The organism is Acetobacter farinalis, from assembly GCF_011516935.1.
Lineage (GTDB): Bacteria > Pseudomonadota > Alphaproteobacteria > Acetobacterales > Acetobacteraceae > Acetobacter > Acetobacter farinalis.
Genome location: NZ_WOTF01000008.1, coordinates 24,223 through 48,403, shown reverse-complemented (window position 1 = coordinate 48,403; position 24,181 = coordinate 24,223). Strand labels below are relative to the sequence as shown.

At 60.3% G+C, this 24,181-nt stretch carries 15 protein-coding genes; 9 read left to right on the top strand and 6 right to left on the bottom strand.

The features are described from left to right. Positions 1 to 96 precede the first annotated feature (96 nt). Genes GOB82_RS08545 through GOB82_RS08530 form a run of 4 tightly spaced genes read left to right on the top strand, consistent with a single transcriptional unit; the run spans position 97 to position 3,630 of the window. A complete protein-coding gene (locus tag GOB82_RS08545; RefSeq protein ID WP_166122168.1) occupies positions 97 to 1,281 on the top strand; it encodes an MlaE family ABC transporter permease in 1,185 nt (394 codons plus the stop codon). A gap of 1 nt (position 1,282) precedes the next feature. Then, on the top strand, positions 1,283 to 2,065 hold the full coding sequence (locus GOB82_RS08540) for an ABC transporter ATP-binding protein (protein ID WP_166122110.1): 783 nt from the start codon (positions 1,283 to 1,285) through the stop codon (positions 2,063 to 2,065). Between the two features lie 6 nt (positions 2,066 to 2,071). Next, positions 2,072 to 3,028 (top strand): MlaD family protein, encoded by a 957-nt coding sequence (locus tag GOB82_RS08535; RefSeq protein ID WP_166122108.1) that lies wholly within the window; start codon positions 2,072 to 2,074, stop codon positions 3,026 to 3,028. Then, positions 3,025 to 3,630: a PqiC family protein gene (locus GOB82_RS08530; protein WP_242007290.1), complete on the top strand. Its 606-nt coding sequence runs from the start codon at positions 3,025 to 3,027 to the stop codon at positions 3,628 to 3,630. Before GOB82_RS08535 ends, GOB82_RS08530 begins: the two co-directional genes overlap by 4 nt. 87 nt (positions 3,631 to 3,717) lie before the next feature. On the opposite strand, the gene GOB82_RS08525 is transcribed toward GOB82_RS08530, so the two are convergent. The 6 genes from GOB82_RS08525 to GOB82_RS08500 form a co-directional block, all read right to left on the bottom strand. After that, positions 3,718 to 5,289, bottom strand: a complete 1,572-nt coding sequence (locus GOB82_RS08525; RefSeq protein WP_166122106.1) for a glycosyltransferase family 4 protein — start codon at positions 5,287 to 5,289, stop codon at positions 3,718 to 3,720. Positions 5,290 to 5,373: 84 nt separating this feature from the next. Then, entirely contained in the window at positions 5,374 to 6,690 is a 1,317-nt protein-coding gene (locus GOB82_RS08520; RefSeq protein WP_166122105.1) for a hypothetical protein, read from the bottom strand. 95 nt (positions 6,691 to 6,785) lie between these two features. Beyond that, on the bottom strand, positions 6,786 to 9,965 hold the full coding sequence (locus tag GOB82_RS08515) for a glycosyltransferase (RefSeq protein WP_166122103.1): 3,180 nt from the start codon (positions 9,963 to 9,965) through the stop codon (positions 6,786 to 6,788). Positions 9,966 to 10,013: 48 nt separating this feature from the next. Beyond that, positions 10,014 to 11,798, bottom strand: coding sequence for a tetratricopeptide repeat protein (locus tag GOB82_RS08510; protein ID WP_166122101.1), 1,785 nt, complete (start codon positions 11,796 to 11,798; stop codon positions 10,014 to 10,016). Between the two features lie 44 nt (positions 11,799 to 11,842). Then, the gene (locus tag GOB82_RS08505; RefSeq protein WP_166122099.1) at positions 11,843 to 13,285 is read right to left on the bottom strand and encodes an HlyD family type I secretion periplasmic adaptor subunit; all 1,443 of its coding nucleotides are present in this window, start codon (positions 13,283 to 13,285) and stop codon (positions 11,843 to 11,845) included. A 3-nt stretch (positions 13,286 to 13,288) separates the two neighbouring features. Further along, positions 13,289 to 15,544 carry a peptidase domain-containing ABC transporter gene (locus GOB82_RS08500; protein WP_265794517.1) on the bottom strand — a complete coding sequence of 752 codons (2,256 nt, stop codon included), beginning with the start codon at positions 15,542 to 15,544 and terminating at the stop codon, positions 13,289 to 13,291. 644 nt (positions 15,545 to 16,188) lie between these two features. Here GOB82_RS08500 and metH point away from each other — a divergent pair. The 5 genes from metH (at position 16,189) to purF (ending at position 24,129) form a co-directional block, all read left to right on the top strand. Then, entirely contained in the window at positions 16,189 to 19,704 is a 3,516-nt protein-coding gene (gene metH, locus GOB82_RS08495) for a methionine synthase (RefSeq protein WP_194300427.1), read from the top strand. 90 nt (positions 19,705 to 19,794) lie between these two features. Next, a complete protein-coding gene (locus GOB82_RS08490; RefSeq protein ID WP_166122095.1) occupies positions 19,795 to 21,501 on the top strand; it encodes a Na/Pi cotransporter family protein in 1,707 nt (568 codons plus the stop codon). A gap of 64 nt (positions 21,502 to 21,565) precedes the next feature. Continuing rightward, positions 21,566 to 22,000 carry a phosphoribosyl-ATP pyrophosphatase gene (locus GOB82_RS08485; protein WP_242007289.1) on the top strand — a complete coding sequence of 145 codons (435 nt, stop codon included), beginning with the start codon at positions 21,566 to 21,568 and terminating at the stop codon, positions 21,998 to 22,000. A gap of 91 nt (positions 22,001 to 22,091) precedes the next feature. Then, the gene (locus tag GOB82_RS08480; protein ID WP_166122093.1) at positions 22,092 to 22,616 is read left to right on the top strand and encodes a CvpA family protein; all 525 of its coding nucleotides are present in this window, start codon (positions 22,092 to 22,094) and stop codon (positions 22,614 to 22,616) included. A 46-nt stretch (positions 22,617 to 22,662) separates the two neighbouring features. Beyond that, complete coding sequence (gene purF / locus GOB82_RS08475; RefSeq protein WP_166122091.1) at positions 22,663 to 24,129, top strand: amidophosphoribosyltransferase; 1,467 nt, start codon at positions 22,663 to 22,665, stop codon at positions 24,127 to 24,129. Positions 24,130 to 24,181 lie beyond the last annotated feature (52 nt).

Genomic DNA, 24,181 nt, shown 5'->3' with positions numbered 1-24,181 from the left:
GGCGGGCGCACGCAGCCTTTCCTTCAGAGCAGACCCACCCCGTCCCATAACGGGGCTGGTCAGGTCCGGATGCCTGCCCTACTGTTGTCTCATATTATGACAGAGCATGCCTCCCACGCCGCCCTGCAGAACGCCGGGCAGACCGCCGGCCAGAGCGCCGGGCAGCCTTTCCAGAAGCCTGTCTGGGCGCTGGAGGGAGAGCCTGACGCCCCCCGGCTGGTTCTTGCGGGTACCTGGACTGTGCAGAATGGCGGGTTGGCTCCCTTCCCGCCGGATGCGCTGGCACAGGCCCATGGCACCCTGACCTTTGACTGTCAGGGCATGACCGACTGGGATTCGGCCCTTGTCGCGTTCCTGTGGGATGTAAAGCAGGCCACAGGACACGCTGGCCTGGGTTTTGAGCCTGAAGGCCTGCCTCAGGCGGCACAGCGGCTGCTGGCCCTGCTGCCCGCTACCGCGGCCACCAAGGCACCCCCACCCCAACGCCCGCCGCTGCTGGAGCGGGTCGGCACCAGAACCCTCGCCGTTCTGGATGAAACCGGCACCGTGACGGAACTCGCGCTGGAGACAGCGCGTGAAGCCGCCCGGAGTCTGACCGGCAGAAGCGGGATGCGCACCAAGGATCTGCTGACCGATATCTGGAACGCCGGCCCCGCCGCCCTGTTGATTGTGGGGGTGGTCAATTTTCTGGTGGGGGCCATTCTGGCCTTTGTCGGGCTTGTTGAACTGCGGCGTTTTGCGGCCGAAATCTATGTTGCCAATCTGGTTGGCATTGCCTGCGCGCGCGAGATTGCCGCCATCATGACCGCCATTGTCATGGCGGGCCGCACCGGTGGGGCATATGCCGCACGCATTTCCACCATGCTGGGCAATGAAGAAATTGATGCCTTGATGGTTTTCGGTATCCCGGTGTCCAGCTACATCCTGCTGCCGTCCATTCTCTCGCTCGGGCTGATGATGCCGCTGCTGTATATCTACGGCACGCTTATCGCCATTCTGGGCGGTTTTGTGGTGTCCATCAGCATGATGGACATCTCCCCGATCGGGTATCTCACCACCACGTTCAATGGTGTCCCGCTGCACGAATTTGTCTTCGGGCTCACCAAATCCTTCTGCTTTGCCTGCTTCATCGGGCTGGCCGCCTGCCGTGTGGGCCTGAAGGCCGGACGCAGTGCCGCGGATGTGGGCATTGCCGCCACCCGTGCCGTGGTGATCGGCATTGTGGGAATTATTGCGATGGATGCCATTTTTGCCATTCTCGCCAATACTCTGGGGATCTGAAATGAGCCAGGCAGACACCCTTATCTCCGTGCGGGACCTGCGCCTCTCCTTTGGTCCGAAGGTCATTCAGCAAGGTGTGTCGTTTGACCTGAAGCGCGGGTCGATCTTTGCGATCATGGGCGGCTCCGGCTGCGGGAAGAGCACTCTTCTGAAAAGCATGATCGGCCTTCTCCGCCCCACTGCGGGCCAGATTCTGGTAGGGCAGGAAGACTACTGGGCACAAAGCGGGCTGCGGCGCAGGGATATCAACCTGCATTTTGGCGTGCTGTTCCAGAGTGCGGCCCTGTGGAGTTCCATGACAGTGGGGGAAAACGTGGCCCTGCCCATGGAAATGCTTACCTCCCTGCCGGCCGATGACATCCGCCGTCTGGTTGACCTCAAGCTCGGTTTTGTGGGCATGGAACAGGCGATTGACCTGATGCCCTCTGAAATTTCGGGCGGCATGCGCAAGCGCGCGGGGCTGGCCCGCGCCATTGCGCTGAACCCGGATATCCTGTTTCTGGATGAACCCTCCGCCGGGCTGGACCCCATTACCTCCGCCCGGCTGGATGACCTGATCCTGACCCTGCGGGACGGGCTGGGGGCGACCATCGTGATTGTCAGCCACGAACTGCCAAGCCTGTTTGCCATTGCGGATGATGGCATTTTTCTGGATGCAATAACCCACACACCCATTGCACATGGTTCCCCTCGGGACTTGCGGGACCACTGCACCATTCCGGAAGTCGTGGCCTTCATGAAGCGCGAGGCAGACCTTCCCCCGACAGATCAGACAAAGGGCTGAACGTTCATGGCTGGAAGCACAAACCGCAAAACCCTGATCGGCGCATTTGTTCTGGGCGGGGGCGCACTGGCGCTGGCTGTTATCGTCTTTTTTGGTCACATGCGCCTGTTTTCCTCCTCCCGGGAGGCCGTGGTGGTGTTCGAGAACTCCATTACCGGCCTTTCCGTTGGGGCTCCGGTGAATTTCCGGGGTGTGAAGGTAGGCTCTGTCGAGCGCATTTCCCTGCGTTTTGACCCGCTGGACCATAAAGCCTACATCCCGGTTGAACTCACACTGGACCCGGAGCAGGTCCATATCGTGCCGGATGAACGGGGCAAGCAGGCTGTTGGCATGCACCAGATGATTGCCAATGGGCTGCGGGCGGAACTCAACCTCCAGAGTTTTGTGACCGGTCAGTCCAACATCGAGCTGGATTTTGACAAATCTGTCCCGGCCATCCTGCACCCGCGCATTACGAATGAACTGGAAATCCCGGCACGCCTTTCCCCCATAGAGCGCCTGAAGGACTCGCTGGGCCAGTTGCCTGTCAAGGAGATAGCCAGCCACACGGATGAAACCCTGCTCTCCATCAGGACGCTGAGCGACAAGATGAACACCGACATCCCGCCGCTGATTGCCAGCATCAAAACCCTCTCGGACCGTTCACACGAGACCGCACAGGCCACAACCGATGCCATCCGCGACCTTCAGGCCAAGCTGGACACAACCCTCCTGAAAATGGACCAGTTCCTGCAAACCGGCACCAACCAGCTCGCGAGCCGGAGTGCGGACATGCACGCCACACTGGCATCCGCTACAAAAACACTGGATACGCTTCAGGCCATGCTTTCCCCTCGCTCCATTGACCGCGCCAATCTTGACGCCGCCCTGCGCGATATTGCCGCAGCGGCGGCCTCCCTGCGCGGGTTTTCCAGCGATGTTGAGCGCAACCCGCAACTCCTGCTGATGGGACGCCGCCCATGATGCTCACCATGATGCTCCCCCTGCGCCGCCTCTCCTGCGTGACCCTGCTTGCAGGCTGTGCGCTGCTGGCCTCCTGCGCCTCTCCTCCGCTGCGGATCTACACGCTGAGCATGCCGTCTGATCAACCCATGCAGCCAGCCCCTCTTTCCGCCCATACCCCAACGATTGGGATCAGCCTGACAGTGCTGCCCGATTATCTCGATTCACAGGATATTGTGGTACGGAATGGTGAAGTCATCGTCCGCAGTCCGAATGCCCGCTGGGCTTCCCGGCTCTCACTGGGCATTACCGACCTGATCACCAGCCAGATCGCCCACCAGCGCCCGCAGGATCTGGTGACCGACCAGCCTCTGGCTGAAACGCCCAGCCTGCGGGTACAGGTTAATATTGCGCGCCTTGATGTGAACGCCTCTGGTTCCGCCACGCTGGACGCAAACTGGGCCGTGCTGCCACTGGACCCGCATAAACCCCTGACGCAGGACCGGGTCCATCTTTCCGAAACCGGGGATGTCAGCACGGAGTCCGGTGTTGTCACCCTGATGCGCAAGCTCATCCTCACGCTGGCGGACAGGGTGAACCAGTCCATTCCTGCCCAATACTAAAACTCCTGTATGAAACAGGCGGACTGAACAGGCGCTGCACGAACAGCAGAACAGATGGCGGATCAGGACAAAACCCGATCCACCTTCTTATTTTTTGCGCCTGCCTGCAGAAGCCGCGGTTTTCCGGGTCGGAACCACTGGTTTGACCGCGACTTTTCTGGCCGGGGTGGTTTTTTTGGACGTCGCGGTTTTGGGGAGCGCTGTTTTGGCGGCGGCTGGCTTGGACGGCGTTGCTCTGGAGGCTGCTGCTTTGGAGGCACCCACCTTGACTGCCGCTGGTCTGATCTTCTCTGGCTTGGGCAGCACGGGTTCAGGTGCGGCGGCCATGCGGGATGCAGGCACGCTTTTTTTCCGGGCTGGCTGCCGGGTTTTCCGGATGGACGCTGGTCTTGCTTCAGCCTGTTGACCGCTGGTTCCTGCTCCAACCTCGGCTTTGTGCGTTGCGACCAGACGCTCGATCAACGCGTCATACTGCGCCAGATACGCCTTCATGCACAAAGACCGCTCGGCCTCGGCCCGCGCGGCCTGACGCATTTTTTTGGCTGTCTGGGTGTCTGCCAGCAGTTCCAGAACGCCTGCGGCAATCTTGTCCGGCTCCGTAAACGGCACCAGCCGCCCGGTTACGCCATCTTCGATAAATTCCTCAACCGGAGCCGTGGCGCTGCCGACAATCGCGCACCCGGCGGCCATTGCTTCCCGCAGGGACCAGGACGCCACAAACGGATATGTCAGATACACATGCACATCAGAACGCTGAAGCAGGGCAAGGAACACATCATAAGCCACCTTCCCCACGAAATGGACGCGGGAGAGGTCCAGCTTTCCATCCAGTTCAGCCAGCATCACCTCACGCCATGAGCCTGTGGGCAGACGCGCGCCGTAACTGACACCATCCCCGCCCACCATGATTACGCGGGCATTGGGCTGTTCCTTGAGAATGCGGGGCAAGGCCCGCATGAAAACATGAAACCCCCGATACGGCTCCAGATCCCGCGAGACATACGTGATCAGCTTTTCCTTCGGAGAAACATGTACATCGCCAATGCTGAACTTCCGGCGCGCCGCTGTCGGGTCCGGGCGGCAGGTTTCCAGATCCACCCCTTCCCGCAGAACCGTAATCTTCTCCTGCGCCCATTCCGGATAGGCGCCTTTCTGAAATTCCGTCGGCGTCTGCCCATAACCGGGGGCCGTGAGCGCCAGAAGATTGATGGCATTCTTGGCTCGCACCAGCGGCATCATGGACTGCTGCATGGGGAATTCCGGATCAAACCCCACATCAAAGCCCGGTTCGGTATGATAATAAAACTCGAAATACCCCAGCACCGGCACACCGGGGAACACATCCTGAATATTCAGCAGTTCCCCCCAGCCATGATGGCCGACGATAATATCCGGCTCAAACCCCAGTTTTTTCAGCGTGGTCGCCGCTTTTGCCACGGCATCGGCCCGCACCAGACCAAGATCGAACTCCCGCACGCCGGGGTGCGCCTGCTCCGCTGCCGGACGCGGCACACGGTAGATCACACGCCGGACGCCGGGAATGAGATTGGCATTATCTTCACTGATAAAAACAATCTCATGCCCACCCACCTGAACAAGATGCCGCACGAGATGAAGATACTGTCCGGGAAAGTTCTGGTGAATGAAAAGATACTTCAAGGGATTACCTGTATTGTTATGCCACCGCCTGTCTCGCCGCCCCCGGCGGGTTCTGTTTTTTTCAAACAGAACCCCTCAGAGCTTTCAGCGACGGGGAGGTGTCTTGCGGCCCGTGCTGCCAGAGCGGGAAGCCGGACGGGCCTTAGCCGCGCTGGCTTTGGTTTTCCCGCCGGTTTTTACAACGGGTTTGGATGCAGCAACCGGCGGTTGCGCTGCACGGCCCGCACGCTTTGCCGGAGCCGTGGCAACCGCCACCGGCGCCGCCACCGCTTTAGGGGCACGCCCCCTGCCAGCCGCATGCCCACCACGGGACTTGCGCGGCGCTTTTGTCCGCGGCAGATCTTCCTCTACAAACAGGTCAAGTTCGTCAGCCTCGACCTCAAGCTCCATGATCTCTTCCAGAACTTCAAGCTCTTCCAGATCGTCTTCAAGAAGGGCTGCAAGATCCGCCGCGGCGTCGGCCTCGGCTCTGGCGTTCCGGCCACGCCCTTTGCCAGCCGCACGGACTTTTGCCGAACGCCCCTCTTCACGGGGCAGAATTTCGAGCAGGAATGCTTCCAGCGGCGCAAGGCTTTCTGCCTCTACCGGTTCACCGCTCTCTACCGGGCCAATTTTCGTGCCATCCGTAAAGGTCGCGGTAACCTGACAGATGAATTTTTTAGCGGCCTTGCCTTTCAGGCGAATGCACAGGCCCAGAATGGGCAGCGCCATGCCGCGGCTACCGCAATACTTGCCGCCTTCCACCCATGGAGAAAGCCAGCCTTTACCCAGAACGGCCTGATATTCAATGTCTTCAGCAGGAATCAGGTCCGTAACGGCAACCCCGAAGCCTTCAATCCACGCATGGCTTCCCGGCTCACCCATCCATTCGCCCACGTGGGAGACGACATCCCCGCGCCGCTGGATATGGGCGGCAATTTCAGCCGCATCGACATTTTCTTTCGTGCGGGCCGGCACGGGAGCCTTCTGGCTGCCCTGAGCCGCACCCACCGGAGCCGGAATATGGGATGCGGGCACCATCGGGGCACGCTGCACAACGGGACCGGCATTGGCACTGTGGCTTAACTGCACTACCTGCAGACGCGGTGCGTCATGCGGGGAGCCAAGTTCCTGATACACTGTCACCAGCACCTGTGCCGGGCCATTCTGCACCCGGATCAGCGCTGCGCCATTCTGGCCACCCAGCCAGCCATCCTCTTCAAATGTCACGATGCTGATATTGCCCGCATCCCGCACAGGGGGCTGGGAAATACGCACGCCCGGCAGACCCGCGCCGGTGGGCGGCTGCTGCCCGGGAGCATGAAAAACGCAGAACAGGCCTGTCTGAAGCGTCATCAGATGTCCCGATACCTTGAGATCAGAAATCCGCTGCTGGGCAGGCGTCTGGGTAGTCTGTGACATAAAACCTCTTCCATCGTGACAAGACGAATAAACTGTAAATCAAAAAACCACGGGCCGGTAAAGAAAAGGTTATGAGACGGACGCAGGCCAGCCCTTTACCTCTCTGCGCGTCCAATACCTGTCAATACGTCATTCAAGGCACCCCCGGAAAGATCTGTCTCCAGTAAAATGCCCTGTTTTGTCGCACGAATACGTTCAGCCGGTGCGCCAAAATCAAACACCGCCACACGCAACCCCGCCTTCCAGGCCAGACCCAGCGTATAACACCAGGTTTCCGGCCATACGGACGGCAGAAAAGCATAATCGGCCTGCAGGGAAACAATCAGCGGAACAGCCTCCTCCTCCCTGTATTCCCCCGTGACAAAAACGTGACCAGTCCGCATCAGGGCATCATCATCCGGAGTATGCCCTGCCACCACGAACTCAAGAGGCAGCCCCCGCATGGCGGCATCCTGAGCAGCGGCCAGAAGGACATCGTATCCCTTTTCCTTACCGATCGCGCCGATAACACACACCCGGATCCGCTCGCGCCTCTTCCGTCCCATCACCGCCACGCCGGGAATGCGGCCCTGCGGCGCACGGCCGCATTCCTCTGTATCAGCCTTCCCGGCCATGCCTGCGGCACAAAGCGCCGCATCATCCTCCAGAGGGCTGACATGGCAGGTCAGACCCGGGAAATGATGCCGCATCCGCGCAGCCGTGTCCTGCGAAGGCACACGGACCTTGTGCGCCGCCTGCAAAAAACCAGCCGACCGCTTAAGATAAGCCGTGACGGAAATCTCTTCCCCCATATTCCGCCCCAGAAGCGCTATGCAGGTTTCGCACCCTGCGGCATCCGGTTCTCCACAATAGCGGCCCTTGGGGCCCATCAGAGAAATTCTCTGACAGAACCACATATAATCATGAATATAGACATCATAAGGGCAGGCCAGCGCCTCTGGCAGCCTATAGAGGCCGGAATGATGGCCTGCCATATGGTGCACCTCCACACCTTCCGCCCCCTCTGCCTTCAGAATGCGGACCAGCAGGGTCCACTCTTCCGGAAGCCGGAAACGCAGGGATGGGCATGCTCCTCCCCCCGACGGACCCTTTTCACCCAGAACGCCCTCTTCAATCTGGCACCCACCTTCAAGCGGGCGCAGGATCAGAGGCCGCACCCCCTGACGCAGCAGGGTTCTGATACGGCCGCGCACCACGCGCTCAACCCCGCCGCCATAATCATGCGTGACAAGCACCACGGCCCGGCGGGATCGGCTCTGCCCGGCCGAAGCCTTCCTGACTGAGCCCTTCTGCCGCGCGGCCTTCCCTGATGCAGCACCAGAGACCGGCACAGGAACAGGAACAGGAGCTGCCCGGAACCTCACAAGATCCAGCCTGCGCCGCGCCTGAAAAAGCGGATCTTCTGCAATCCATGCTGCAACCAGCTCATGATATCCGGGATGAAGGCGACCAAGAATAGCTTCATTCCGACGCATCAGGCCAGCACGCGTTCCCCCGAACGAGGCCGACCCAACATGCGCAACAAACGCGCCCGGCGCAGCCTGATGCCGCCAGCCCAACGCACGGGCCCGCATGCAAAAATCATTTTCCTCGCCATAACCTTGCGCAAAAACATCTTCCCGCAGCAGGCCAGTCTGGGCGAGACAATCATGACGGATATACATGCAAAAACCGTTTGCGGTGGGAATTTCCACCGCCTGCCCGGCATTGGCCGCCTGTGCACACGCCATCAGGCGTCGGGTTTCCTCAAGGTCCGGAACAGGGTTTTTCTTATCCGGCGCGGGGTAGGATAAAATGCTGGCATCATTGGAGAAGGGTGTGACCGTACCTGTTTCCGGCCGGGCATAGGCAATCTGCCGCAGTTCTTCCAACCAGCCTTCAGCCACCAGAGTGTCACTGTTGAGCACAATCACATCCTGCCCCGGCACAGCTTTCAGGCCGGTATTCACCGCTGATGGAAAGCCGAGATTACGCACATGCGTCATTACCCGGAACCCGGCCTGCGCGGCAAAGGCTTCAACAGCCTCCACCAGATCCGGATCCGGGGCGGCATCATTCACGATAATGACAGGGTTTTTACGAGAGTCGACAGTCTCGGCAACCGTTCTCAGACATGCCAGTGTCCGCGCCTTATCCCGATAAACCGGAATAACAAGCGCCACCGCTGCGCGCTGCCCGGAAACCAGTGGGCTGGCAGCGCCTCCCTGCTGCACAGGGACAGGAACAAATTTCGGAAACACCTGAGGACTACGGTCCTTTTTCCGTACCCCTGAAGGAAATTCCTGAGCAACGAGTCCCGCACTCTGGCTGGCAGAGCGCCGTTCCAACCCGGCATCCAGCGGGCTCCCGGCCAGATCCCGCCCGTCCGGTCCCACAACCCGCACCGGGCCATCCGGCAGGGCCTCCCAAGGCACATCCAGAGCGCGATACCGCGCCAATGGCACCTCGGAACTTACAGACACGCTGAAAGCCTCTGCCTTCAGTGTATGCAGAATTTTCCCTGTCTGCGCCTCCAGCACCTGAACCACGGGAATACGATCAGCATCATGCGGGAGCCAGACCCATCCTGTCAGTCCATCAGGACCGGCCTCCACCAGCCCCTCACTGCGCGTGATGACACGGGGCTGGAGAGGGCTTCCCAATAAAAACTGGCTATCAGAAAAAGAAAGATCCAGATTCTTTGCCGTCTGCCATCCAGCGGGACAAACCCAACCAGCCTTTTTATGCACGACCTTTGCAGGCTGACCATCCAGCCGCATCTGAGGCATAGCCCCCTCAGCAGCCGCACCGCCCAGAACGAGCACACCATCACCCTGCACGCCGCACCACCCTGCAAGGCCGTTCAGCCGCGCAATCTTGGCAGCCAGAGTGGCAATTTCGGGTGTACAGGCAAAATGAGACAGCAGACGCCCAAGAGAACGTACAGCCGCAGCCCCTTCCCCCGCGGCCTGCTGAAAGGTCGCCAGAAAAAACCAGCCCTCACGAAAATCAAAACGTTTTAAAAGTTCTTCCAGAAGATGGAGTGCACCGGATGCCTCTCCAACCGCCTGACGCGCCAGCGCCAGCGCCAGCATGACATGGGGATTATCCCGCGCCTGCCGGTTAGCGCGTTCCAGCCAGTCCCACGCCTCGGCCTCCTGCCCGGCCTGCCAGGCAGCGTTGCCCCGCCGGAAAGACTCCTGCGCCTGCGCGCTGGCCCACACCTCCCACGCAGCACGATCATCCTGCGTGACAAATCCGGACAAAGGCCCTCGCTCACCGGGCGAACGCGCCATCAGAGACCCAGCTTCCTGTTCACGCCGTGATAACCCTTTATGAAAGGCTCAGCTTTCGACAGGCAGAGGTGCTGTTCCACCTGTGCCAATACCCGCCAGTTCCGCGCTAGCCTGCGCAACATTCTGGGCTTCCGCCTTGCGATACCACTGACGGGCCTCCTCCAGATCTTTCTCGCCACCCAGACCATTGGCGCAATAGCGACCCATCATGAGTTGCGCCGCCGGATGCCCATGCTGCGCGGCCTTCAGGAACCATGCCCGCGCCTGCACACGGTCTTCCGGCACATCATGCCCACCGCCATAGAGGGCCGCCACGGAGAACATAGCCGAGACAGTGCCCCGCTCCGCGGCCTGCCTATACAAACGCAGCGCTTCCGTATGGTCTTTCGGGCCACCAGCCCCTGTCACGAGCAAGTCAGCATACGTCACTTCCGCTTCCACCATCCCGGCTTCCGCAGCTTTCTGGATCCACGCGCGCCCTTCTTCAAGGTTGCGGGCAATCCCCCTGCCCTGCAACAGCATATGACCATACCAGTACTGGGCATTGACCACTTTTTCCGCCGCTTTATGCAACCACTCGAGCGCTTCTTCCTCGTTCCGCTCTCCGCCGATGCCCTGCGCCAGACAGACACCAACATTGAAAGCGGCCAGCAGATCGCCCGCCTCGGCGGCCTGCCTGTAGAACTGCAGGAGAGCCGGCCCTTCGGCCGCGGGTGCCTCACCCTCCAGAACCAGATTTCCCAGATCAGCATTGGCCTGCTTGTCACCCTGTTCTGCGGCAAGCTTGAACCACTGTGCGGCCGCTTCCGGATCTTTGGGAACACCCACGCCCGCCATATAGATGGTCCCCAGCGTGTGGCTGGAGGCAGCATGGCCGCGTTCGGATGCAAAACGGTACCAGGAAATTGCTTCGGCATAGTTGGGGGGAAGGTCAACACCACGCCCGTACCAGTCCCCCAGAATGGCCGCCGCCTCTGCATCCCCGGCAAGGGCCGCTTTCCGCAGCCAAGTCTCGCCACGCGAGCGGTTCCGTTCAATCCCCTTTCCGGCCATGAGCGCCAGACCATATTTTGCCTGCCCGCCCCGCACATTCTTTTCAGCCGCCTGCCCGAAATACGCAGTCGCGACCGCATCATCCTGCGGAACCCCGCTCCCCCGTTCGGCCATAACGCCCATCAGGTAGAGCGCGGTACCCAGCCCGCCATCCGCCGCCTTCCGCAACTCACTCGCCGCAGCTTCATACTGTTCGTAAGTCCGGGCGTCCTTGAGCGCGATAAGCCCCAACCCCAGATGCCCCTGCAGACACCCGGCATCCGCGGCTTTCTGATACCAGAGCAGCGCCTGGGCCTGATCCTGAATATCTTCAGGCCCAGCACTCAGAACATAACCATAAAGGGCCTGCCCGTCCGGATCTCCGGCCTCCGCTGCCTGCTTCGCCCAGCGGGCTGCCTTGCGATAATCAGGCTGTGGTTTCTCCCGTTCCTGATAATCATCAAAAACGGAGGCCAGACTGTCGCCTTCAACCTCCTTAGGCAGACCATGCAGATAGAGTGTTGCCAGAATGAAGGCAGCTCTGCTCCAGCCCTTTTGGGCCGCGCGACGCGTCCAGCGTGCCCCTTCTATCAGATTGGGAGGCGCACCCTGCGCATTCAGATAAGCCTGCCCGACCAGAAACTGGGCTTCCGGCTGCCCTTCCCGCGCGAGAACTGTCAGCGCGGTAAAGGCCTTGGTGGCCTCCCCCTGCTCCAGCAGCGCTTTGGCCTGAGTCAGTCGGGTATCAGAGACATCTTTGTGCCCACGACCAAACAGCCAACTGATCAGACCCCGTAGCATGATGTGCCCCTTCCTCTTATGATCTCAGACATTCCGAAAACCTCTCAGGGCTCCCGCATGCCATCCGTCATCAGCGGCATGAAACTGTTCAGCAGATATTGCATGATCGTGCGTTTGCCGACACGGATATCGGCTGTTACCGGCATCCCGGGCTGCGGATGGAAGAACCGCGGCACACCATGCAGGGTATAGCGGTCAACACGCAGGCGGATACGATAAAACTCCTTGCTGCTGCTGTCGGGCGTGACGTCATTATCCTGCTGGCCACCACCAGCAGCTCCCCCAACAAAAGAGTCAGCACTGATAGTCCGCACTGTTGCGTCCGCACCGCCATATTGCTGATACGGGAAGGTTGCAAACTTGACGAGGGCCTTGTCTCCAAGCCTTACGAACCCGGCATCCTTGCCGGACATCACGGTCTCGATTTCAAGCCCTTTCCCCACCGGTACAAGGGTCATGATTTTCTGGCCGGCTGTCAGCACAGAGCCCACCGACACTTTGGAAATATTCAGCACAACCGCGTCTTCATCCGCTTTCAGCGTCACCAGACTATTGTGCAGAACAGCTTTCTGATACGCCCCTTTTGTTTCAGAAAGATGATGCTGCGCTGCGGCCAGATCGCGATACACTTCTGCCTTCCAGTTCTGGATATAGGCTTCTTTTTCAGCAACCTGCGCCGCAAGTTTGTTCCGTGTGCTGGCCGCCTGCTGCTGCGCACCAATCTGGGAACGCTCCACTTCCATCAACTCGTTCTGGGCACTCAGCGTAGAAAGCTTGCTCCCGACCTGATCCTTCTGAAGCTGCATCCGCATTTTATGCACATCCGAAGCCACCTTGGCGCGGGAAGCATACATTGCAGCACTGGCGAGATAACCCTGAAGGTCATTCTGAAGGCTGGCAATCTGCTTGTCGTAATTGCTGACCTTGGCGTTGAACTCCGCCCGGCGCCGCAGGAACGCCTCACCCTGCTGCACAGAGGCCGGGTTTTTCGGGTCAGCCTTATAGATCTGACCCTCCGCCTCGGAGATCAGACGATCAACCTCCGCCTGATACTGGTCCATCTGGGCGCGCATATTCTCGATGTCGGCACCAGAACTCGTCGGGTCCAGATGCGCCAGAACATCACCCTTATGAACGAAATCCCCCTCCCGCACGTCAATGGACCGGACAATGGAGGTATCCAGAGGCTGAATGAGAAGCGTCTGCTCCGTGGAGACCAGACGCCCCTGCGTCGACACCACCCGATCCAGTGGAAAGACAGTCATCACAGTCACTGAAGACAACACCAGAGCGCCGACCAGCCAGGTGATATACTGTGCGGACGCCGTGGGCGGCATATTGACCAGCGCCGCCGTGGGAGAATGAAATTCCAGCAAGGCCGGCGGCATATCACCCGGTGCGTATGGATCATCCGCCTGACGCAGAAATTCCGTACCCACCTCGGAACCGGTCTCCTGCCCTGAGGGCACAATATCCTGCTCACTCATGGCTTATTCTCCTTCCGCAATCAGAGAAGAGGAGCCGGTACGCGCTTTCCCCTCCGTATGCCGGTTCTGCTGCATCCAGAGGGTACGATAGATATCGCACCGTTCCAGCAGAACATCATGGGGTGCGATATCTGCCACAGACCCATGATCCATCACGCAGATCTGGTCACAATTCACTAGGGAAGACAGACGATGCGAGACGATCACCATGGTGCGTCCCTTGCCTATCCGCTCAAGATTGGCGTTCACCAGCGCCTCACTTTCCGGATCCAGCGCTGAAGTGGCTTCATCCAGAATCATCAACTTGGGATCGGTAATCACAGCGCGCGCAATCGCCAGACGCTGGCGCTGCCCACCAGAAATATTGGTGGAGCCTTCTTCGATAAAGGTTTCATACCCGGCCGGCATGCGTTCAATAAACTCTTCCGCACCGGCCAGACGCGCGGCACGCACGACATCATCAATCGTATAGCCCGGACGGCCAGCCGTAATATTTTCACGGATCGTGCCACGGAACAGGAAGTTGTCCTGCAACACCACGCCGAAGGACCGCCGAAGATGCGTCAGGTTAATCTCGCGCAGATCAACCCCATCCAGCTTGAGATAACCGGTATAGGACCGACTGACACCCTGAAGCAGACGGGTGATTGTTGATTTACCGGACCCGCTTCGCCCCACCAGCCCCAGCATGGTGCCCGCAGGAATTTCAAAGTTGACGTTATTGAGCGCCTTGGAGGTTGAACCCGGATAGGTGAAATCCACTCCCTCGAACGACAACGCCCCCTTGATCTGCGGTCGCATGCCGGTTGTCAGCGCCTTGGTTTCGGTCGGCTGGTTGAGAACAGAGGCTGCCTCACCCAGGGCAGTCCTTACTTCATTGAAATCGTCCAGAAGTCTGGCAAATCCGACCAGAGGGGATGCAACACGCCCACCCAGCATCATGAACGCAACCAATCCTCCGACCCCGACAGCAGACGGATTAACCAGTGCAAGGTAGGCCCCGATCAGGATAATGCCGCGATTGATAAACATATCCAGCGGCATGACCAACGTCTGGGGCCAGTTGGACATCCGTCCAACGGCCAGTTTCCAGCGAATGACAACCGCCGTCGCCTCGTCCCATATCTGCTTGCGCATATTTTCCAGAGCAAGCGTCTTGAGCGTGCGGATGCCGGCCACTGTTTCATACAAAACAGCACTCCGTTCACGCTCTGCCTGCATCTGTGCTCCCATCACGCGTGCAACCGGCCCCATGAAAATCACAACAATCAGACCAATACAGCCGGCTGCAGCAACCGTCATCCAGGCCAGAGTGGAACTGAGATAAAACAGGAACGGCAAGATCACGACGAGCGTAAACAGATCCAGAAACGTCGTCATCAATTTCCCGGTGAGAAAATCCCGCACCTTGTAAATTGCCATGACGCGACCAAGAAGATTCCCGGCCTGCTGCCGTTCAAAATATTCCAGCGGCAGGGCAACAAGACGGCTGAACACATGCAGGGAAATACGGGAGTCCACGCGCGTGGTCAGAACCATGGACAGTTCCCTGCGCCCGTAGGACAGCAGAACTTCGTACACGGAAAAAACAACAATAATCCCACTGATCGAAATCAGCGTGGACATGGATTTATAGTTCACCACCCGGTCAATAACCTGCATGACAATCAGGGGTGGAAAAATCTGCAGAATACTGAGTGTCATGGACGCAATGGCGATATCACGCAGGGAGCGCTTTTCCCGCAGCACCATCTTGGCCAGCCAGCTAAAATTAATGGGCGCATCTGCCTCCGACTGATCGCGCCGGCGTTTGATCAGCAGAATATCACCGGTCCAGATCTTGCTCAGACGCAGTTCATCAACCGGCACCGGGGCCGCAGCTTCGCCCTTCAGCGGATCACGCAGCCAGACAACGCCTTTGCCCGGATCCGCATTGACCATCAAGGCCGCGGACCCGTCCTGGAACATCAGCACGATCGGCGGCGAATTGCTCATCTTGACCAGATAGCGCCACTTGATGCGCATACCTTTGGCAACAGCGCCCTGCTCTTCCAGCCAGCGAACCAGAGAAGCCGGAGACGGGCTTTCTTCTTCCGGGTCTGCCGCGAAGTCGCGGATATCAAGCTCCAGCCCATGGAACCGCGCTGCCGCAACAACGGCGCGCAAACGAATCATGGTGGGGGTCAGGCGGACGGCACTTTCATGGCCGGGATCAGAAGAAGGGCCAGAAACATCGGGCACATGATCAGTCTGGTTCACGAACAACCCTTTTGACAAAACCTAAAATACGCGGCCCGACAGACTTGCCAGTCCAGCTTCCAAACAGAAGCTCTTATGACAGGGTGCGCCGATGACCTCAAAGTGTTTCTCTGTTTTATTCTCAGCACATTATGTTATTTTTTCAACAATGGCAGGAAAAACGGTCTAAAGCAAAGTCCAGACCATACAGGGAAAAGACAAAAGGGTCGGCCTCCAGAGCCTGTATCAGGGCAGATACCTGCTGTGGCGGACAAATAAGACAGAGAGTGCGAAAAAAAATGCACTGCCCACGTGCCCGCTCCTGTACCAGGCTCATCAGCAGGCGCCCCAGATGCCCACCCACCTGGCAGCAAGTACAGCCGCTTCCATGCCCTGTAGCGTCCTGCCCGTCCTCCATGCGCCGCACGTCTCCCCATCCGGCGCGATCTTCGGCGGAGGGCTGAACCCTGAAAAAAACAGCCATGCTGTCTGGACGGGCCTCCTCCCCCGAGCGGACCGACGAGAGAAGCTGCAGGCGTATCCGGGAGTCTGCCTCCCCTTTCCACCTCAGGCGGCTGGTGGACACCGATGCGGCTCTCTGGAATAATGCCCCGCCCTCCGGACCTGCGTCCGACCGGGGGCCTTCTTCCCGCTTTTTCTGATCCATGGGTGCCATGTCTGCTCGTCTCCCCGTTCTCGATGCTCTGCGCAATCAGGTTCTGCTCTGTGATGGAGGGATGGGCTCACGGATCCAGATGCTCGATCTGGACCTCAATCGGGATTACTGGGGGCAGGAAAACTGCACGGAAATCCTCACGCTCTCCCGCCCTGAACTGATCCGGGAAATCCACCGCGGCTATTATGAGGCTGGAGCGGACATGGTGGAAACCAATACGTTCGGTGGCTCGCCCATCACTCTCGCCGAATTCGATCTGGCAGACAAGGCACGCGAGATCAACCGGAACTCAGCCATTCTGGCGCGTGAAGCCGCCGAAAGTTTTGCTGATGGCCGCACCCGATATGTCGTGGGCTCCGTAGGACCGGGCACCAAGCTGCCCTCTCTGGGCAATGTGGATTATGACTCCCTGGAGGCCGCCCTTGCCGAACAGGGGCGCGGGCTGATTGAAGGTGGGGTGGACGCCATCCTGATTGAAACCTGTCAGGACACGCTACAGATCAAGGCGGCCGTCAACGGCATGAAAATTGCCCGCGCGGAAATGGGCACCACCACCCCGATTTTTGTGCAGGTTACCGTTGAGACCACCGGCACGCTGCTGGTCGGCCCCGATATTGCCGCGGCCGCTACCGTGATCCACAGCCTTGATGTGGACCTGATGGGTCTGAACTGCGCCACCGGCCCGCAGGAAATGGCGGAACATGTCCGCTGGCTTTCAGAAAACTGGCCACGCCTGACGTCGGTCCAGCCCAATGCAGGTCTGCCGGAGCTGGTGGACGGGCAGACCCGCTACCCCCTCTCCCCTGAAGACATGGCCACATGGGTCGAACGCTTTATTGTGGAAGACGGGCTGAACATGGTCGGCGGCTGCTGTGGCACGTCCACCCCGCATATTGCTGCGCTGGACGCCATGCTGCGCCGCCGCGCGGAGGGCACGGGCCACTATCGCCCCGCTCCGGTTGCCAAAAAATCCGTATGGATTCCCTCCGTGGCCAGCCTGTATGGGCAAGTGCCCCTGCGGCAGGAAAACGCTTATTTTTCCATTGGCGAGCGCTGCAACGCCAACGGCTCCAAAAAATGGCGTGAACTCCAGGAAGCTCATGACTGGGATGGCTGCGTGGCCCTCGGCCGTGAACAGACCGCAGAAGGCTCCAACGCTCTGGATATCTGCACGGCCTTTGTGGGCCGGAACGAGCGGGCGGAGATGGATGAAGTCATCAAACGCTTCACCTCTTCCGTCAACGCGCCACTGGTGATTGATTCCACCGAAACCCCGGTGATCGAAGCCGCCCTCAAGCTGCATGGCGGCAAGCCCATCATCAACTCCATCAACTTTGAAGATGGCGAAGGCCCGGCCACGGACCGCATGAAGCTGGCCCGCAAGTTTGGCGCGGCTGTGGTGGCGCTGACGATTGATGAAGTCGGCATGGCCCGCAGCCCGGAAGACAAGCTGCGCATTGCCTCCCGGCTGGTTGAATTTGCCTGCGAGAAACATGGTCTGCCGCAGTCGGACCTGATGATCGACCCGCTGACCTTCACCATTGCAACCGGCGCGGAAGATGACCGCAAGCTGGGCCTGTGGACGCTGGAAGGCATCCGCATGATCCGCGAGGCCTTCCCCGATATCCAGATCGTGCTGGGCCTCTCCAACATTTCCTTCGGCCTGAACCCGGCGGCCCGTGCCGTGCTGAACTCGGTCTATCTGGACCTCGCGGTGAAGGCGGGCATGACCGCCGCCATCGTGCATGTCTCCAAAATCCGCCCGCTGCACATGATTGCGCCGGAAGAGGTGAAGGTTGCGGAAGACCTGATTTTTGACCGCCGCTCGGACGGCTATGACCCGCTGCAAACGCTGCTGGCCATGTTTGCGGACCGCAAGGCCTCCGAAGCTGTCAAACGCCAGAAAGCGGAGAGCGTGGAAGAGCGCCTGCGTGACCGCATTGTGGATGGGGACCGCAAGGGGCTGGAAGCCGACCTTGATGAAGCCATGACCAAAATGCCGCCGCTCGACATCATCAACACCGTGCTGCTCGACGGCATGAAAGTGGTGGGCGAACTGTTCGGCTCAGGCAAGATGCAACTTCCGTTCGTGCTGCAATCCGCCGAAACCATGAAAGCCGCCGTGGCGCATCTGGAACCGCACATGGAACGCACGGAAGGCCAGCAGCGCGGCACCATCGTGCTGGCGACGGTGAAGGGCGATGTGCATGATATCGGCAAAAATCTGGTAGATATCATTCTGACCAATAACGGCTATCGCGTTGTCAATCTGGGCATCAAGGTGCCGGTGGCGGACATGATTGCCTCTGCCCGGGCGGAAAAGGCCGATGCCATCGGCATGTCCGGCCTGCTGGTGAAATCCACCGTGATCATGCGCGAAAATCTGGAAGAAATTGCCCGGGCGGGGCTCGACGTCCCCGTCCTGCTTGGCGGTGCCGCACTCACCCGCAACTATGTGGAGGAAGACTGCGTGGCGGCCTACGCCCCCACAGGCCGCGTGGCCTATGCGCGGGATGCGTTTGATGGCCTGACGCTGATGGACCAGATCACGCAGAACAGTTTTGACGACTATCTGGCGGCCATCAGCAAAAAGCGTGAGGGCAAGGCCACACGCCGCAACGCCCGCGCACCCGAACAGGCGGAAACACGCGGCTTTACCCCGGTTGACGCCGCAGCAGCCCGCGCGCGCCGGGAGCGCATAACGGCGGACGCCCCGGCTCTGGTCCCGCCTTTCTGGGGGCCGCGCGTACTCACCGCCACACCGGAAGCCATTCTGCCGTTCCTGAATGAGCGTGCGCTCTATCAGTTCCAGTGGGGGTTCAGGAAGCAGGGGCGCTCTCTGGAAGAGTTCCTGACCTGGGCCAAGCAGGACCTGCGGCCCATTCTGCGCCGCATGCTGGATCTGGCCGCCAAGGACAGCATTCTGGCCCCGCAAGCCTCCTATGGCTACTGGAAAGCGGCAGGCGACGGGAACGACCTCGTGCTGTTTGAAGAGGATGGCACCACGGAAGCCGCCCGCTTCACCCTGCCGCGCCAGCCGCGCGATGATGGTGAGTGCATTGCCGATTTCGTGCGGGACATCAGCCACCCCGAACGCGATGTGGTCGGCCTGCAGGTTGTGACCGTCGGCCAGAAAGCGTCCGACATCGCGCGGGACTGGTTTGAAGAAAACCGGTATCAGGATTATCTCTACCTGCACGGTCTCTCTGTTGAGATGGCGGAAGCCATGGCGGAATATACCCACCAGCGCATCCGCTCCGAACTCGGCTTTGCGGGGGATGACGCGCGGGATATGGAAAGTCTGCTCCAGCAGGGCTATCGCGGTTCCCGTTACTCCTTCGGGTATCCCGCCTGCCCGAGGCTGGAAGACCAGCACCCCATCCTGCGGCTGCTGAACGCGGAACGCATCGGGGTTTCCCTGACGGATGGTGACCAGCTCCACCCGGAGCAGTCCACCTCCGCTCTTGTGATCCTCAACAAACATGCGAAATATTTTACAATCTGAGGCCCACCCCGGCCTGTAACTGCCCTCTGGTCAGGGGTAAGCCGGGCAAGCCCCCGGCCCTGACTCCTGAACCAGAAGGAACCTGCCCCCTTGGAACTGCTGACACTTGTTGATCTTGCCGGAAGCGTCGCCCTGCTGCTGTGGGGCGTGCATATGGTGCAGACCGGCGTGCAGCGGGCGTGTGGCGCGCGGCTGAACAGCCTGCTGGCCCGCATGCTGGGCAACCGCTTTCAGGCGTTCCTGACCGGCCTTGGCATTACCGCGGTCCTTCAGTCCTCCACCGCCACGGGGCTGATGATTACCGGTCTGGCCGCGCGCGGGCAGCTTGAGCTGGCTCCGGCACTGGCGGTCATGCTGGGGGCCAATGTCGGCACCACGCTGATTGTCCAGCTTCTCTCCTTCGATGTTGCCGCCATAGCCCCGGTCTTTGTGCTGACCGGTGTCATGCTGTTCCGGCGGGGGCAGGGCACATGGCGGGATTCCGGGCGGGTGTTTATCGGGCTGGGGTTGATCCTCATCTCCCTGCGGCAGTTTCTTGTGCTGCTTGGCCCCTATACACACAGGCCGGAGCTGACAGCCGTTCTGGCCTCCATGAACTCGCACGACCTGGCCGCCGTGCTGCTGGGGACTGTCATTACCTGGATCAGCCATTCCTCCGTGGCCACGGTCATGCTGATCACCACCTTTGCCACCAGCGGCACCATTCCGGTGGAAACCGCGCTGGCGCTGGTGCTTGGCGCCAATATCGGCACGTCCATCAACCCGGTGGTGGAAGGCAGCCGCACTGACCTGACAGCCCGCCGCATTTCCATGGGTAACCTGCTGGTACGGGCGGTGGGGGCCATGCTGCTGCTTCCGGTTCTGCCGTATCTGAGCGGCCTTATCGCCCGGATCGAACCGGATGCAGCCCGCCAGGTGGCGAACTTCCATACTCTGTTCAACATCCTTCTGGCCGTGCTGATGATCCCGTTTCTCAACGGGTACGCCCGCCTGATGATGCGACTGATCCCCACCCCGCCGCAAACAGCACAGCAACTCCCGGGGGCCCCGCTCTATCTGGACCCTCTCCTGCTGGACAAGGCCCCTCAGCTTGCCGTGGGCAGCGCCACGCGGGAGGCCATGCGGCTGTGTGACCTGCTGGGCGCCATGCTTGACGCCATGCGGGATGGCCTGACGTCCTCCGACCCGGCCCGCGCAGGAGCGGCCCGCGCCCTTGGCAACGCCATGGAGGATCTGGGCAACGCCATCCGCTCCTATCTGGCCGGACTGGACCCGGAAACCGCCAGCCAGCATGAAATGGACCGTGCCGAGGATATTCTGGCCTTCACGACCCAGATGCTCCACGCCGAGGATATTGCCGAACGCAGCCTTGTGCCCGTGGTGCAGAAAATGGCCCGCCAGCGCCTACGGCTGCCGCCCGACCTGCTCGCTCCCGTGCTGAGCATGATCACGCAGCTGAACACCAACATCACCATCTGCGCCACAATGCTGCTGGGCACGAAGCGAGGGATGTCCAACCCGCTGAGTGGCCAGAAGGATTTTTTCCGGGATCTGGAAATCGAGGCGACCACAGCCTATTTCGAGCGCCTGCGGAGACAAACGACCGACACTCCTCCCGCCACGGAAGGGCATGACCTCTCCCTACAGGATGAGGACGTGACCTATCAGCTCACCCTGCTGCGTGACCTGCGGCGGGTGAACACGCATATCGTCGCGGCCTCCACCTACCCCATGACACCAGCGGAGGATGATCTTTTCGTGCAGGCTCCGCCAGAACAGAAACCAGAGGAGACTTAAAGGCCGTCCGGGCAGGAATTACTGCGGAAAAATCGCCTGTTTCGCGCCGCTCCGCACAGGAAGCTTGACCGGCCTCGCTTCTCCCGCTCATCATCACGGCATGCCCTATGTGCCGTCTTCCAGACCCCGTCCTGCCTCCCCCTCCGGGCCGCTCCCGGCTCCGGGTGAAACAGACATGGCCACAGCACCCGTCACTATGGACCGGACAGAGGCCGTCAAGCAGGTCAACCGTGACGCAGGGCGGCATGCCATGGCCTGCACCGCCGCCTTCATTGCCGGAAACCGGGCCGATATCATTCGGGAAAGCGCCGCCTTCATCCGCGGGCTTGAAGCCATCTGGGCGGAAGAAGAGATCGACCCGGCAGAGGTCTGGACCGAATTGCTGCGCCGCATTGAAATCGGAGAACTTTTCCTGCGGCTCAACCAGCCGCCCCACCGCCGGAAGCTTGATGGCAAATCCGCGCGGCCGTGGCGGATTACCACCAGCAAACTCCCCTGAAAAAAATTGCGGAACCCTTTCAGAAAACTTTTGAAATACCGGCCATATGCCGGTTTTACGCACGGGCTGTTCGTGGCATAAGCGCTGTCTTATGGCTGCCATTGACATCATAACCCTTGTGACTGTGGGGCTTTCCGCCCTGCATGGTCTCTGGCGGGGCTTCACCCGGCAGGCGCTGGGGCTGGGCGGCTGGATTGTGGCTATCGTTTTGGCCTCCCGGTTTTATCCGGTGCTTGTCCCCTGGACACACGGTTACCTCTCCAACCTGCTGGCCTCGGAAGCCGCGGCCTTCGTGCTGGTGCTCATCGGCCTGCTCATGGCCGCCACTGTGCTTTCGGCCTTTATCGTCCGGCTGGTGCATCTGGCCGCACTTGGCGGTCTGGACCGCCTTCTTGGGTGTGGCTTCGGAGCCATACGCGGGGGCTTACTTGTCATTCTGCTTTTTATGGTCGCGCAGTGGCTCATGCAGCCCGAAGATATGCTCCGCCTTGAAAAGAATGGTCGGCTGACCCCTTATATTCAGCTCGGCGCAGCCTATATCCAACCTCTCCTGCCGGATTTCGACGCGAAAGGGGTTGCGCAGAAGCTCGCTACGGGTCATGACGCCAACCTGTAATCTCTTGCGGCCCTGTGCCGGCCATTTGCGGAGGCCCTGCGCACCGATGCTCTCCCATCCGACTCTTCCTGAAGCACCTGTGAGTGCCTCATGCCATGATGACGACCACCCGCATGAAGAATGCGCCGTCTTTGGTGTCTGGAACGCCAAGGACGCCGCTGCCCTGACGGCGCTTGGCCTGCACGCCCTGCAACACCGGGGGCAGGAAGCCGCCGGCATTGTCTCCTACGATGGCCGATTCCACTCTCACCGCGGCCTCGGGCTGGTGGGGGATGTGTTCAATGACCCGCGTGTGATGGCCACCCTGAAAGGGAACTGCGCCATCGGGCACAACCGCTACGCCACAACCGGCGCCACACTGCTGCGCAACGTGCAGCCGCTGTTTGCCGAATTCGCCTTTGGCGGGCTGGGTGTGGCGCATAACGGCAACCTGACCAATTCCGATTCCCTGCGTCAGGAACTGATCCGCCGGGGCTGCCTCTTCCAGTCCACCATGGACACGGAAGTCTTTGTTCATCTGATTGCCATCTCCCTGTACGCCACGGTGGAAGACCGCCTGATTGATGCGCTCAAGCGCGTAACGGGTGCGTATTCACTGGTCGTGCTGTCTGAAGATGCCCTGATGGGCGTGCGTGACCCGATGGGCGTGCGCCCGCTGGTGCTGGGCCGCCTGCCGGGTGAAGACGGCAAGGAAGGAAGCTGGGTTCTGGCCTCTGAAACCTGCGGTCTGGACATCATTGGTGCGGAATTCGTGCGGGATGTGGAAGCAGGTGAGCTGGTTATCATCGATGATAACGGCATCCGCTCGCTCCGCCCGTTTGGCGAGACCAAGCCGCATTTCTGCGTGTTTGAATATATCTACTTCGCCCGTCCGGACTCCGTGCTGGAAGGCCTGCCCGTTTATGCCGTGCGCAAGCAGATCGGCAAGGAACTGGCGCAGGAAAGCGGTGTGGAAGCCGATGTGGTGGTGCCGGTGCCGGATTCCGGCGTGCCGTCCGCCATGGGCTATGCAGAAGCCAGCGGCATTCCGTTCGAACTGGGCATTATCCGCAACCATTATGTGGGCCGCACCTTTATCGAACCGACGGACCATATCCGTAATCTGGGCGTGAAGATGAAGCATTCCACCAACCGCCCCGCGCTGGATGGCAAGCGCGTGATTCTGGTGGATGACTCCATCGTGCGCGGCACCACCTCCCGCAAGATTGTGGATATGGTGCGGGCCGCCGGGGCCAAGGAAGTGCATATGCGCATCTCCTCCCCCCCCACCAAGCACTCCTGCTTCTACGGGATCGACACGCCGGAGCGCAGCCATCTGCTGGCCGCCCAGCATGACCTTGCCACCATGGCGGAACTGATTGGCGTGGACAGCCTCGCCTTCGTCTCACTGGACGGCCTCTACCGCGCCATGGGTGATGGACGCCGTGAACGCTATTGCGATGCCTGCTTTACGGGGAACTACCCCATTCCGCTGGTTGACCATGACCGGGAACACGGGCCGGGCACAGCCTGAGGCCGGGCACAGGACTGATACCAAAAAAGGCGGCCCGGAATGGGCCGCCTTT